Origin of the sequence: Microcoleus sp. PH2017_08_TRC_O_A, assembly GCF_020738665.1 — a bacterium.
Classification (GTDB): Bacteria; Cyanobacteriota; Cyanobacteriia; order Cyanobacteriales; family Microcoleaceae; genus Microcoleus.
Map to the genome: position 1 here is coordinate 1 of NZ_JAEQCE010000123.1, position 13,295 is coordinate 13,295.

At 44.0% G+C, this 13,295-nt stretch carries 11 protein-coding genes, 1 tRNA gene and 2 pseudogenes; 7 read left to right on the forward strand and 7 right to left on the reverse strand.

The features are described 5' to 3' along the window. Positions 1–326 precede the first annotated feature (326 nt). Positions 327–1,958, reverse strand: a complete 1,632-nt coding sequence (locus JGK22_RS30105) for a polysaccharide biosynthesis protein (RefSeq protein WP_293208880.1) — start codon at positions 1,956–1,958, stop codon at positions 327–329. Between the two features lie 570 nt (positions 1,959–2,528). Between JGK22_RS30105 and JGK22_RS30110 the strand changes: the two are divergent. The 3 genes and pseudogenes from JGK22_RS30110 (at position 2,529) to JGK22_RS30120 (ending at position 4,937) form a co-directional block, all read left to right on the forward strand. Then, positions 2,529–3,554, forward strand: a pseudogene (locus JGK22_RS30110) (transposase). 136 nt (positions 3,555–3,690) lie between these two features. Further along, positions 3,691–4,767: pseudogene (locus JGK22_RS30115) on the forward strand (IS630 family transposase). Beyond that, the gene (locus JGK22_RS30120; RefSeq protein ID WP_293208881.1) at positions 4,731–4,937 is read left to right on the forward strand and encodes a hypothetical protein; all 207 of its coding nucleotides are present in this window, start codon (positions 4,731–4,733) and stop codon (positions 4,935–4,937) included. The pseudogene JGK22_RS30115 and the gene JGK22_RS30120 overlap by 37 nt, the downstream one beginning before the upstream one ends. Before the next feature lie 91 nt (positions 4,938–5,028). On the opposite strand, the gene JGK22_RS30125 is transcribed toward JGK22_RS30120, so the two are convergent. The 3 genes from JGK22_RS30125 to JGK22_RS30135 form a co-directional block, all read right to left on the reverse strand. Then, positions 5,029–6,093: a folate-binding protein gene (locus tag JGK22_RS30125; protein WP_293193533.1), complete on the reverse strand. Its 1,065-nt coding sequence runs from the start codon at positions 6,091–6,093 to the stop codon at positions 5,029–5,031. A gap of 169 nt (positions 6,094–6,262) precedes the next feature. Continuing rightward, positions 6,263–6,661: a hypothetical protein gene (locus tag JGK22_RS30130; RefSeq protein WP_293182232.1), complete on the reverse strand. Its 399-nt coding sequence runs from the start codon at positions 6,659–6,661 to the stop codon at positions 6,263–6,265. Positions 6,662–6,945: 284 nt separating this feature from the next. Beyond that, positions 6,946–7,017 (reverse strand) — tRNA-Val (locus JGK22_RS30135). Positions 7,018–7,088: 71 nt separating this feature from the next. Here JGK22_RS30135 and JGK22_RS30140 point away from each other — a divergent pair. Together JGK22_RS30140 and mazG are read left to right on the forward strand one after the other, a co-directional pair. Continuing rightward, a complete protein-coding gene (locus tag JGK22_RS30140; protein WP_293143470.1) occupies positions 7,089–7,679 on the forward strand; it encodes a metal-binding protein in 591 nt (196 codons plus the stop codon). A 164-nt stretch (positions 7,680–7,843) separates the two neighbouring features. Continuing rightward, entirely contained in the window at positions 7,844–8,671 is an 828-nt protein-coding gene (gene mazG, locus JGK22_RS30145) for a nucleoside triphosphate pyrophosphohydrolase (RefSeq protein WP_293193532.1), read from the forward strand. A gap of 109 nt (positions 8,672–8,780) precedes the next feature. Here the strand turns inward: mazG and JGK22_RS30150 are convergent, their stop codons facing one another. Together JGK22_RS30150 and JGK22_RS30155 are read right to left on the reverse strand one after the other, a co-directional pair. Next, on the reverse strand, positions 8,781–9,182 hold the full coding sequence (locus JGK22_RS30150) for a helix-turn-helix transcriptional regulator (protein WP_293208878.1): 402 nt from the start codon (positions 9,180–9,182) through the stop codon (positions 8,781–8,783). A 57-nt stretch (positions 9,183–9,239) separates the two neighbouring features. Next, positions 9,240–9,641, reverse strand: a complete 402-nt coding sequence (locus JGK22_RS30155; protein WP_293143464.1) for a helix-turn-helix transcriptional regulator — start codon at positions 9,639–9,641, stop codon at positions 9,240–9,242. A 173-nt stretch (positions 9,642–9,814) separates the two neighbouring features. On the opposite strand from JGK22_RS30155, the gene JGK22_RS30160 reads away from it, so the two are divergent. After that, entirely contained in the window at positions 9,815–10,195 is a 381-nt protein-coding gene (locus JGK22_RS30160; protein ID WP_293208876.1) for a hypothetical protein, read from the forward strand. Positions 10,196–10,397: 202 nt separating this feature from the next. Here JGK22_RS30160 and apcD read toward each other — a convergent pair whose 3' ends face one another. Further along, positions 10,398–10,883 (reverse strand): allophycocyanin subunit alpha-B, encoded by a 486-nt coding sequence (gene apcD / locus JGK22_RS30165; protein ID WP_293143458.1) that lies wholly within the window; start codon positions 10,881–10,883, stop codon positions 10,398–10,400. 829 nt (positions 10,884–11,712) lie between these two features. Here apcD and rlmD point away from each other — a divergent pair. Next, entirely contained in the window at positions 11,713–13,137 is a 1,425-nt protein-coding gene (rlmD, locus tag JGK22_RS30170; RefSeq protein ID WP_293314360.1) for a 23S rRNA (uracil(1939)-C(5))-methyltransferase RlmD, read from the forward strand. Positions 13,138–13,295 lie beyond the last annotated feature (158 nt).

Consider the following 13,295-nt stretch of genomic DNA (forward strand, 5'->3'; position numbering starts at 1 on the left):
GGGCTTTAGCCCTCAGATAGCTGAGGTATATTGTTGGGCTTTAGCCCTCAGATAGCTGAGGTATATTGTTGGGCTTTAGCCCTCAGATAGCTGAGGTATGTTGTTGGGCTTTAGCCCTCAGATAGTGATTATATAGTAAGTGAAATCGCCTCAAAAACTTTATTTACAGTTATACCTCATCTTTCGCTCGAAATGCTATAAATCACTTAACTTAACCTCAAATAGGCCTAGAATTAAGAAACCCGGTATTTCAAAGAAACCGGGTTTGCGATGTTCTATTTTTAATCGACTAAAATCAACAAAGCCATCTCTAAACTATTTTCCAATTACGCTGCATCGTGGACAGGAGAAGGTTCAGATTTTTTTTTGGTGAAGTGTGCGGGGAGTACAGATTGTCTGACACATCTCGATATCGATCGCAAATATCCCACTTCTGCTTGAATAGAATCCAGCGTAGAAAGACTGTCAACTAACTGCTCAAATTCATCAGCAGTAATTCCGGCATCCTTCAAGACTTCTTCGTTGAGCCGCCCGTACATTCCTTGCAGCAGGAGTTCGATAATCTCCGTGTAGTCACCAATTTCTGTTCCGTAACCTTGCAATTTCTTGGGATTGACTCCCCACTGCAAAATCTTTAACAACTCTTGGGGGGAACTCCATGCAAAAGAGGAAGCAATAACTTCTTTTTCTGCTGCGACTAGAGCGTGCTTGATTTCCACTTCCGGTAAATCTGGAGTGTTGATTAAGTTTTCCAAGTTTGACACTTGTCCATCTAACACGCGCAAAGAAAAAGGAGCTAATTCTACAGTTACCATGTCGCCAGCATCATCAATGATTCTAAAAGGATCTTCCAGAACATTAATTAGCAGATGGATGTCTGTAGGCTTGCTCCAGTCAAACTGTCCGAGGAAAAATGGTTCTTCGTATCCCGGTAAAAGTCCTTGAAAATAAATCGGCAGATTTTTGCCTGATTCAAGAATTTTATAAAGAGCAACTTCCAAGGTTTCTGTCGGCCACCCGAGATTGCTGACTGCGACAATTTTCAGTTTTCCGGGAACGGAGACTACCAGAGCGTTCAGCAATAAATGTACGGCTTCGACAAGATTTTGAGCGGTGACGTAGCGGTGGGGAGCATGAACGTTGACAGTTTTACTTTGCTCTACTTTTTTGGACATTTGCTCGCAGAACAAGCTATTTTCCAACATATGAGTAAAGCGAACCATCCCGTAAGTGACGTTTCCTGCTTGAGCTGCTTTGGCAAATTGCCATTCGGCAAACTTTTTGGAGGCTGCGTAAACTTCGGTTGTAAAGTATCGAGATGTTTTGCCTGTGGAAGAGAAGATGCAGTCTGCTACGCCGTATTCTTCGCATAGCTGGATGACGTGTTTGCATCCTAACAGGCTGGTTGTAACTGTTTCTCGGATTTTGATTTCAGCTAGTCCGGGTTGGCGTTGGGCTGCTAGGTGAAAAACAATCTCTGGTTTTTCTACCTCAAATATATGTTTCAGTGCCTCCCAGTTGCGAATGTCAACCGCATAGAAAGTTACTTCACCTTCTTTGTTAAAATGCGGGAGAGTTTCTCCGGGGTTTTGACATCGGGCTTTGTCTGCGGAAATGATTTTGGTTGCGCCTAATTCGATGAGTTTTTCGATTAAGAAAGCGCCGACGCATCCTTCTCCCCCGGTTACGAGAATGGTTTTTCCTTTGATTTTGCTGTTGACTGCGGATGCCTGTAGGTGAATTGTACGATCGCGCACGTCGGTAAAAGGTTCGCTTTCTAGTTGTCCGTCGGCTTGATAGGCGGTGATTAGCTGTGCGGTGAGAGTTTTTAGGGCTGCTAGGATTTCAGGATCTTGGGGTTCCGGGGAACCTGGGGGAACTAACCGTTGGATGCGATCGATTATTTCGGCTTTGCTAGCACCTTCAAACACTTCTGAGGGGTTAATTACACTTTTCACTGTTGGCTCCTTGAGATTCTAGAAATACGGTTGCTGATAAGCGAGTTGTTAAACTGATTTTCGAGGGACAGAATCTTTTAAAGTCTGCTTGATTTTAAGATTTTTTAGACTGAAAGCGACTTGATGGGAAAGACACCCTATGGTAGAGATACCCTATCGGCTCTCATACTTATTGCTTGTCTTCAGCCTACTTGTAGTTTTATTAAGCATTTCTTTACCTATTTATTTTGGCGATCGACCAAGTTGGAACACGATCTATCAAACATTTGTCTCTACAACTATAAACTTAAGTTGCTGGCTGTTGGCAATACTCAAAACATATCTTTACTATTTCTTTGCAATCACATACGAGTTTTGACGCAATTTTAAAGTTCATATAAAGTAGCGCAAGCGTTAAAACTCTTAACATTATATTTGACAGCGATTCCACAGCCTTTTACTACTCAAGCTATCTGTATGGCAGGTTACCAAATATAGCTAATGTTTCAGTAAATTAGGACTTACGCATTGACAAAATAACCAAATAGTGCATTGATAAAGAGGGAACATCTACGTGCCTGGTATCGGACAATCAGAAAAATAACTAAAACCTCGACAGCGCGATGCAATAAGGAGCTATACACCTTATTTTTACTCTCAGAACCCAAGTTTGGGGGGTGCAGTAGGCACTTCAGAGATATTGGGAGACGTTTCCCATGATAGTATTAATGGCTTTTTGGTGAGAGAGAGATATGAACCGTCAGATTTATTTTCGATAATAGAAAAGTTTATCAACTTAGAAGGAGGTATATTAAGTGTTGACGATACAGTCATATAAAAGCTGTATAGTGAACCAAAACATACAGAATTAATTAGCTATTTTTGGTCAGGTAAATACCATAAGCCGATCAGAGGATTAAACTTAATCACGCTATATTATAGTGACATCTATGGTAATTCAGTGCCAATCAATTACAGAATTTACGATAAAAGAGAGGGAAAAACCAAAAACGATTATTTTAGATAAATGGTGAGGGAAATCACAGAATCGGGAGTACAACCAAGAATAGTAACGGGAGATAGTTGGTATTCAGGAGTAGAAAACTTAAAGTTTCTAAGAAACCAGAAACTGTTTTTTTATTCGGGATTTAAAAAAACAGAACCGTCTCTAATGAGCCGCACAAGTATTGCCAGGTAAGTAATTTAGAGATAGCAGATGAAGGATTAATAACTCATTTGAAAGAATTTGGATTTATAAAATTGTTTAGGAAAGACTTTAAAAAAGAAGACTCTAGACATTATATTTTATATCTGCCACAACTGTCCAAGCTGCAAGAAACAAGTCGAAGTGAATTTATCACAATTCACGATATACATTGGGGCATTGAAACTTTTCATAGAGGACTAAAACAAGTATGTGGAATTTGTCGGTTCATGGTGAGAGACACCTCTGCGATCAAAACTCACATATTTTGCTCACTTCACGCATTTATCAAATTGGAGTTGATGCGCTCTAAAAAGATAATTAGCAATTGGTATGAAGTCCAAAGGAATCTGTTCACTTTAGTTGTCCGTGATCCTATTTTGGCGAACCTTAGCAGTGATGGCATTATCTAGAATACATAGGGATTGCTGAATAAGCCTAAAACCCTTAGCTCAAAAGACTTTGACTCGCGATCGGCGCTGAAAATGTGTAATACCATTTTTTTAAAGTTATGCTAGAGTTACCTTCCAAGTAAAGGAGAACATTAAAATGTCTGGGCGTCCTCATATAAAGATTACCGAATCTATAGAAGTATTGCTAGAGATTCGGAAAAAACAAAAAAGAATTTTAGCATATAATAAAGTTCAAATGCTTTATTTGTTTCAGTCAAGACAAGTAGAAACAGTCCGAGAAGTATCGTCATTTTTGGGTAAAAGTGAAACCACAATTCATCGCTGGCTCTTTCAATATAAAGAGGGTGGCATAGAAAACTTGTTAAAAAATCGGCAGATTTTTGGTAGACCCAAAAAAAAATCGGTTGAAGTAGCTGCTGCATTACAACAAGAATTGAGAGACCCCGAAGGATTTTCCAGTTAGTTATAAAGAAGTTCATCTCTGGCTATGGTCGATCAAAGAGATACCTAGTAGTTATCAAGCTGTATACTCCTTGGTTAAAGGGTAGTTAAAAAGTAAATTAAAAATCCCAAGGCCCCGGAGTAGTGAACAAAATTTAACGGCAATTAATGAATTCAAAAATAGCCTGTCTCAAAAAATCAAAGCCTTGCTGAATAAAGCTCCTGACCAAGTAAAGAAATACAAAAGATTTCTGTTTTGGTGTAGTGACGAAACTCGATTAGGACTACATACAATTCAGAGACGAAGAATAACACTACGGGGTGTAAAACCCGTAGGAAAACATCAATGGAAATTTAAATGTTTCTGGCTTTACGGAGCAGTATATCCATCTACTGGACGAAGTTTTTTTTGGGGAGTTTTCCCATTTAGATAAAGTTTGTTTTCAAGCATATTTGGAACAATTGTCGCTTGAATATCCCGATGAATTGCATATCATTCAAGTCGATAATGCTCCGGGTCATCTTTTAAGCACATCTGAATTGCCAGACAATATTATTTTACTATTTCAGCCTCCTCATTGTCTGTCAAGTAAATCCAACAGAAAGAGTGTGGGAATACATCAAAGAATTTTAAGCGAAAGTTAGTTTTTAGTAATCTTGACCAACTCCGCGTAAAAGTTCAGGAAATCTTAGCATCTTTAACGAATCATGTCATTGGTTTCTCACAGGATGGTCTTGGATTTTACATTATTTATCTCTAGCACATCTTTAAAAAAATGGTATTACGCGACAAAAAAGCAGGATATCGAAGCACTTGAATCATATCTGAAAGCTTATCGGGAAGGTTTTATTAAACATATTGAAACTTATTACAGCGACCCTGTAGAGCCGGATCCGCAGGTTAGTGAAGCTGTTTTAAGGGAGGGATATGTCATTATTTGATGTCCACTAAAACAGGCGCTCTGGGTTCGTAGTGAGGACTTCAGTCCTCTGATTTATGCGGACTGAAGTCCTCACTACGAACCTATGCTGATTAATTTAAATAAGGTAGGTTTACTACTTCTCCGGCAATTTCTCCTAGCTGCACTTTCAGTCCTTCGCCTCCGGCTTTGGTGCGGATGTAAGCAAGTCCAAAATAGCCGGATTCGGTTTTGACAAAACTGGTGAGTTTGCCGACTTTTTCTTCTCCAATTGTGATGACTGTTCCGGGCTCAACGGGGCCGCTCAATTGCACGCCCCAAAGTTCTTGTTTGACTCCTTGGTAGGTGTTCAACCGGGCAATTGTTTCTTGGCCGATGTAGCAGCCTTTGTCATAAGTAATTGTGTGTAAAAGGCGGGCTTCTAGGGGGTTGTAATCGTCTGTGAGTTCAAAATCGGGTGCGGGGCGTCCTTGTTCGATTCTCAGTTGTTCCCAAATTCGATCGCCCATTGGTACGGCCCCAGCTTTAACTAACTCAGTCCACAAGCGGGCTGCGTCGCTGGCTGGCGCAATTAACGTGTATCCAGGAGTTGCTAAACCGCTACCAACAGCAACTCGAACCTCCCCTTCATCCGCCGAAAGAGGGGGGGTTTTTATCGATTTGTGAGTAGCGTAGGATTGATTGTCTAGTTCGGTAACTCCGAGTTTTTCTAGTAGTTGAGTGCTTTCGGGGCCGAGGAGACTGAAAGCAACGGTTGTATCGGTTATATCTGTTAATTCTACGCGATCCATTGGGAAAATATAACGATCGAGCAATTCGAGCAATTGGTGGCGGCGGTTGGCTGAAACTAGCAATATTACAGCATCTTCTGTAGCATAGGCGGTGGCGAGGTCGATCGTCCTAGCTGTGGATGTGACGAACACGGTGTCGCAACCTTGACCGGGTTTGAGTATGTTAAAGTTATTGGTACTTTGATTGTGCAAGAACCGCAGGCGATCGCTATCGGAGATTTGAATGCGTCCCCAGTGAGTGCGATCGCACAAAGCCACACCTTGTTTAGTTGCTGCGATGGCGGCACCGTCGTTACCAAAACTGATAGGGACTGTTTCTGTGGTTGCTAACTCTGCAAAAGTAGCGCCTGCTGCGGCTTGAATGTCGTGCAATTCTTGAATTAGCATAGGATTTGAGATTTAAGCTTTCAGCGTGTATTGAATTATTAATGCTTGGTTTTGAGTTTGCGATCGCACTCACAGGCCGAGAAACCGGGTTTTTTTCATAATCTTCTGGCTGTAACGCGTTTGTCCTGAAAAAACCCGGTTTCTAACTACCCATGACAACTGTCAACTGTCAACTGTCAACTGTCAACTGACTCAAATTAGCAAAAACTTCTTGTATTAATTGACTCGCTTTGGCATCAAGACGATTCCAGTCTACATCGCCAGTGTCCTCGTCAATTAAAAAAGTGTCAATTACAACTTCCTGGCTTTGCATTTGAGTGTGGGCCCGCTGGTAGTTGACAAAGCAGACTCGATAGCAAAGTTCCCAAATATCGACGGATCTGTGCTCGCCTTGATGCTCTAAAATTAGTTGATAGCCGGGAATCGGAACCTGCACTTCTTGATAAGTTCCTGTCCAGACTGACTCCTCTAGTTGTTTGCGGATGTTGTCTAGCACTCGGATCATCGCCGGCTGCATGAGAAGTTCAGCTTGTTTCCAGGCGATCGGGCTAGTTATTTTAGGCTTCATATATCTGACGATGTTAAAAAGGAAAATCAATCAATAGATTAATTTTCCAGCATTGGGTGTCAACTTGTGGGACATCCGCCACAAAATGTTAAGTTTGGTCGATCGCACATCTGGCACCATTCCCAATAAGTTTTTTTAACAACAGGCTGTCCGGCCTATTCCACAAGACATTAAATTTCTTCTTGTGGAACAGGCATCTTGCCTGTTGCCAAGCAAAGGCACAGAGCGAAGGTGTTAAAACTTCCAGCCCTTGGAAACAGTGGAAACAGCTTTTCAATTGGATATGGGCGATGTAGGATTTGAACCTACGGCATCCTGCGTGTAAAGCAGGCGCTCTACCACTGAGCTAATCGCCCAATTGCGCTTACAGGGACTTATCATATCACAGTATCCCAGAAAGATCAACTAAAAAAATCATAAACTTTTAATGCCCTCTGGCCGCACGCACGATCGAATCACCCTATGGTGTTTGCCCCTGGTGGCAGGCGTCACCTTTGGCCATACTCAAAACAGCAACCTGACTTTGCTCGTTTCCGGCAGCTTCTTAGTCGGCGGACTGATGTTTGGCCCGGATTTAGATATTTACTCATGTCAGTATCAGCGCTGGGGATGGTTCAAATTTATTTGGCTTCCCTACCAAAAAAGCCTGCGCCACCGCTCTTTTTTGTCCCACGGGCCTCTGATCGGCACGGCTTTGCGAATCTTGTACCTCGCTACCTGGATCGCCGTTATAGGAGTCTTGGGATTGACGATCGCCGAAAAAATTGGCAACTTAGCCGGAAATTGGCAGGAAGCGGTTTTGGGTTACGGTCGATCGCTCTTGGAACACTATATCGAATTTATAGCCATCTACGTCGGTCTGGAATTGGGCGCGATGAGCCACTATCTTAGCGATTGGGGCGGTTCTGCTTACAAACAGTTCAAAAAGAAAGGATTGAGCGGGTTGCACCCTCCGAAGACTATTAAGAGGCGCAAAAGCAAATCTCCCCGCCGCACGTCTAGCAAATCTAAGAGGTGAACAAGTAAATCCACCTAATAAAATGTAAAATATCGCTCGCGATCGAGCTGGCTGTCTATGTATTCCTTCTTCCTTCTTCCTTCTTCCTTCTTCCTTCTTCCTTCTTCCTTCTTCCTTCTTCCTTCTTCCTTCTTCCTTCTTCCTTCTACTTAAGGTAAATTCTAATGTCTAATTCCCACAGTCGATCGCTCGTAGCACTCGAAAACCTGATAGAAGTTGTGGCCTCATTGCGATCGCCCGACGGCGGATGTCCTTGGGATTTAGCCCAAACTCCCGAAACTCTGATTCCGCACATCATCGAAGAAGCCTATGAAACCGCCGACGCGATTCGTAAAGGAGACAAAAGTGCGATCGTTGAAGAATTGGGCGACTTATTATTACAGGTAATTTTGCAAGCTCAAATTGCCAGCGAATCCGAACAATTTACCTTCGCCGAAGTCGCTGCGGGAATCACGGAAAAACTGATTCGGCGCCATCCCCACGTGTTCGGGGATGCGGAAATTAACAGTGTCGATGAAGTTAACGAAAATTGGGAAAAAATCAAAGCAGCAGAAAAGGGCATAACTGCGGAAAAGCCACCAACTTTAGCCTCAAAAATGAGCCGTTATGCTAGCACTTTGCCGCCAATTACTGCCGCTGCAAAAATCTCTCAAAAAGCTGCGGAGGTGAGTTTTGATTGGGACAGTGTAGACGGCGTTTGGGATAAGTTTCACGAGGAAATGGCGGAATTTGAACACGCTCTCAAACACGAGGATAAGGCCGCGCAGCAGTCGGAATTGGGAGATATTATGTTTGTGTTGATTCAATTGGCTCGCTGGTACGATTTAGATGCGTCGGCTGCTTTGCAGGGAACGAACGATCGCTTCGTACAGCGGTTTGCTAAAGTTGAGGCTGCGTGCGATCGACCTTTATCCGATTATCCGCCCGAAGAGTTAGACGCTTTGTGGGAACAAGCTAAGGCTTTACTGGCGAAGCAAAAGGGCCCGCAGTAAGCTAGTCATCAATATTATGCCCAAGAACAGGCAAGATGCCTATTCCACAATTACTCAATATTGCTCTTGTGGGGTGGGCACGCGAGCCCGCCCAAAAAAGCTGATTCACCTACTCGTAGAGCTTCGCATCGTTGTAAGGCGGATGTTCGCAAGCGATATAGAGAGCGTTTGTCGGTTCCAGGGGTTGATTTGTCACAGGATCGATCGGCTTTAGGACAAAGCATAACAGGGAGAGCGATCGCCAGTCTAGATTATCCAACTTCCCGCGTTCATAACGGTTGACTGTGGCTGCACTGATACCCACATCTTTGGGTACGGGTTGATTTGTCGCGATGAACAGCGCCTCTTCGTACCCCCTGGTTTTGAACTGTGTTTCGCTAACAGACCAACCTTTTGTCTGTCTTGCAGCCTTTAACATCTTACCCAAACGCATCCGCCCCGTCTCCGTGAAGCGAACGGGACGCAATTCCTGCTCTTTGTCTGCCACAGCCTTGTTAGAGAGTCCTGACATTTGACGGCTAAACCTCAACGTTTGGTACAACCATCAGTCATCCCCATTGCAAATAATCTAGTCATAGAGTTTGGCATTGTTGTACGGCGGATGTTCGCAAGCTATATAAAGGGCGTTTGTGGGTTCCAATGCTTCTCCTATTACCGGGTCGATCGGCTTTAGGACAAAGCATAACAGGGAGAGCGATCGCCAATCCAAACTTTCTAGCTTTCCCCGTTCGTAGCGACTGACAGTAGCATTACTAATGCCGACATCTTTTGGTACAGGCTCTCCTGCTGTCCGAAACAGAGCGGCCTCGTATTCTTTTGTGACCATTTCTGTTTCGATAATTGACCAGCCGCGAATCTCTCTAGCTGCTTTCAGAAGTTTGCCCAATCTATTGCGTCCCGTATCCGTGAATCGCACAGGGCGCAGTTTTTCCTGCTCGACGACAGCCTTAAAGTCAAGAAATCCCGGCATTTTGAAAGATCCAATTTAACTCTTAAGCTAGCTGTACTTTGGCCTCGATCGAGGCTGCACACAGGATTTGAGCATGACACATTTAGAAACATTACTGCAAGTTGTCTGCATTCGTGTAGAATGATATAATACAGGAATACACCAACTCACCCAAGTTCAGGAGTGACTCAGCCATGACACCACTGTTTCGCCGCATCCAACCCTCGAAAAAGCTCCGTATCACCGCCCGATCGATCGCCAAATTCCTGAAAATAAGTCAAAATCTGATTAAGCGAGTCGAATCCTGGGCTTACGTAGTGTTCGTGCATCATCAAGGCGGCGGACAATTTATCTCGTACCGCAAGTTGGAAGAATGGCAAAATGCGATCGCCCATCAAATCCAAACCTGCCCCACACTTGGACAACTCTCGCAGCTCAAAACATCGATTCAGTACGACAGCCGGAAATTCAAAAAACAATATCTCCAAAAAACCCTTGACTTTTTAATTGAAATGTGCATTGAAAGACAAGACATTCTCGAAATCTGGGAAAGCGCAAACTGCATTGCTTCCTAACAGAAACTTAGCATATTTCCTAACTAGAGTAACTGCGCCCAACTATGAGGAAGCTGTTAATTGCTCAAACCATTGCCTTCGATTCTGTCAACTGTCAACTGTCAACAGAAGCGAAACATTTGCGAGCAATGGCGAGATAAAATTACCCCAAAAATCACCCGCGAATGTTCCGCCACATCCATGAAAAAAATCGCCTCTTCAACTAAGACATTGCTTGAGCGATATAATCAAAATAAGGAGCAGCTTCCCTAGCATCATCCTGATTGAGCAAAGCCAAAGAAGCTTCCTTCAAACAGCGAATAGCTTCAACCATGCCAGGAACAGGAACGCCCAGAGAATTGTACATTTCCCGAACGCCAATCAAACCGATGCTTTCGATCGGTTCCTTGTCACCGGCCAAGATACCGTAGGTAATCAGGCGCAAATACCAGCCGTAATCGCGCAGACACAAAGCCCGTTCGCGCTGGCCGTAAGCATTGCCCCCTGGGGAGATAAAATCAGGGCGTTTTTTCCAAAGTTTTTTGCTAGCTTCTTCAACAATTTTTTTCTCACTGTCAGACAACGCAGTAGCAATACGCACCCGCTGTTCTCCCGTCTTAAAAAAATCATTGATGCTTTGGAGTTCGCCGGTACTGGGATAACGAAGTTCGTCATCGGCTTGGAGAATAAATTGGCTAACTACGCTCATTGTTATTCAAAATTTGAGGATATTTGAGGAAAAGATTCATTGACATTCTCATCTGTTAAAGATGAGATTCTTGCTTCGGCGACTTACCTTGCTGCTAACATTAATCGATCTTAGAAGCAGGCGGTCAACCTCCGCAAGCGTTATGCTTAGTGAGTGACGCTCCTACACGAACCGCAAGCGGTATGTTGTAGGCATCTGAGTCCGGTCAAGGATATCAAGATCTTCCTTCAAGGTACTCCAATCGTTTCCCTCTACGGCGTTTTATAGTGAGGAACACGTCCCGCCCCACTTGTCACATCAAAACTTTTGACTTAGACCCAGATTGTTATTCTTTGATCTAAGCTATGAGTATTTTACCGCAATTATTACTGCGGAGTGCTTGCTCGTCTCGTCGCCACCCTCCATTACTGGTTGGCTACGCTCAACATCGCTTGGAGGGTCGCTCATATCCTCGCGCGTCTTTCATCCCAACCCAAATCAAAGATTATGGGCTGGGGATTCTCGCCTGTCTAGCTAAGCTAGTTTCCTTGTGTCCCAAGGTACTCTGGGAAAAATTCAAAAACTGCGATCGAGAGTTTGGATGTCGGCAGACATTTAGACTGTTTCACGAGTTTTGGCCCATCAAGCCCCAATAGCATATCGCACAGGCTCGATCGAGGACAATGTTGTCTAACGCAAGCTTTGGCTGTAGCAGAAAGGGGTTCGGAAGCAGGAAGACTGCCTGCACTTGAGCTTGAGTGCGATGGCTTGCGCCTCGCTTCGCTACGACTCATCTCAAACAAGAGAGAGCGATATTGCATTACCATATTAAATCCTACCACGACTACTTGTGACCAAATCTAAATTCCCCACCCGAAACTCGACGAAAGTGGCAAACCCTTGCCAGCAAGGTCAACTGATTGAGATAGAGATTACCGACTTGGCAGACACCGGAGACGGAGTTGGTCGTTTTGGTGAGTTAGTGGTGTTTGTCCCCGATACCGTCACGGGCGATCGCATCCTCGTGCGCCTCGTGCAAGTCAAATCCAGCTATGCTAAAGGCAAGTTGGACACACTTCTGGAAGCATCAGAACACCGCATCCGAGCCAACTGCATTGTCGCCGACAAATGCGGTGGCTGTCAGTGGCAGCACGTAGATTATGAATATCAGCTTGCAGCCAAGCAAAATCAAATAATTCAAGCCTTAGAAAGAATTGGCGGATTTAACGATGTGCAAGTCGATCAAATCTTAACGGGAAAAATCGAAGGATTTCCCCAATTTTTGGGATACCGCAACAAAGCGACTTATCCGGTAGCAATTTCTGCGACTGGTCAAGTGCAAGCAGGTTACTATCAAAAAAGCACCCACAAATTAGTCAATCTAAATCAGTGTCCGGTGCAAGATCCGCGCCTCAATCCTTTGTTGAAAGAAGTCAAAGAAGACATTCACTGGCGGGATTGGCCAGTCTATGACGAAAAGCAACATACAGGAGAATTGCGTCATTTGTCCTTGCGAATCGGACGGCGCACGGGAGAAATGTTGCTAACTTTAATAGTTCGCACCGGAGAGTTGCCGGGAATTGAAGCACAAGCTGCTGAGTGGCTGAAACAATATCCTCAACTTGTAGGTGTTTGTTTAAATGTGAATGCAGCTCAAACAAATGTGATATTTGGTGCAGAAACTCGCTGCATTGCTGGCCAGTCTTATCTGCGAGAAAAGTTTGCGGGTTTGAATTTTCAGCTAAGGGCAGATACTTTCTTCCAGGTAAACACAGAGGCTGCTGAGGCCTTGTTGCAGGTGATTGTCGGGGAGTTGAATTTGCACGGAAGCGAGGTTTTGGTTGACGCTTACTGCGGAATTGGGACTTTTACTTTACCGCTGGCAAAACAAGTCAAAATAGCGATCGGTTTAGAAGTGCAACCTACTGCGATCGAGCAAGCCAGATTAAATGCTGAATTAAATGATTTGAAAAATGTCGATTTTCAAGTGGGAACTGTAGAGGATTTGCTGCCTTCCTTGGGATTGACACCGGATATTGTGTTGCTCGATCCGCCGAGGAAAGGGTGCGATCGCGCTGTGTTGGAAACAATCAAGGAAATCAAACCAAATCGGATTGTTTATGTTAGCTGCAAACCTGCGACTTTGGCTCGCGACTTGAAGATTTTGTGCGAAAATGGGGATTATCAGTTAGCGCGGGTGCAGCCTGCGGATTTCTTTCCTCAGACTTCTCATGTTGAGTGTGTGGCGTTTTTGGTGAAGGTACCCCCTGTATGATTTGGGGATTGAAATCGCTGCTTGTCAAACGAAGTCCGCGAAGGCGGACTAAGAGATTGGGCGTTGCTGAACTAGGGTATGATGAAATGGTCGTCGGAGCGTCACAAATCACACACATTTAAAAGGAATATTATGCAATGCCCGGAATGTCAGTCTAC